This window comes from Bacillus cereus group sp. N6 (assembly GCF_016483705.1).
GTDB lineage: Bacteria > Bacillota > Bacilli > Bacillales > Bacillaceae_G > Bacillus_A > Bacillus_A wiedmannii.
Genome location: NZ_JAEHBI010000265.1, coordinates 1 through 290, shown reverse-complemented (window position 1 = coordinate 290; position 290 = coordinate 1). Strand labels below are relative to the sequence as shown.

The window sequence follows — 290 nt, the reverse complement described above, 5'->3', positions numbered from 1 at the left end:
TGCGTTAGTTGCCCTTTTATATTGTGGACGACAACGCCATTACCTTCTTTTTTCTTACGCCACCCTTTACGATAAGCGCCTGTTTTTTTAGGACCACTTTGTCTTAATTTACTTACAGCAAGATCGGCTACTTCTTCCTGCGCGGTTAACAATTCTTCTTCCACAACATGCGCATATCTTTGTAACTCTCTAGCAATCTCACTCGCAAAATCGTTCATATTAAACGTGCTCCTTTGCGATAATAGTCAATGTTTGATACATTTCATCATCATTCATTGGCGGTTCGATAA

At 39.7% G+C, this 290-nt stretch carries 1 protein-coding gene and 1 pseudogene; both read right to left on the bottom strand.

Going from position 1 to position 290, the window contains the following annotated elements; genetic code table 11:
- Positions 1-218, bottom strand: a 218-nt coding sequence (locus tag JDS99_RS31250; protein WP_199696525.1) for an HK97 gp10 family phage protein, incomplete at its 3' end; no start/stop codon positions are given.
- Position 219: 1 nt separating this feature from the next.
- Positions 220-290 (bottom strand): annotated as a pseudogene (locus JDS99_RS31245) (phage head closure protein); the annotation flags it as partial.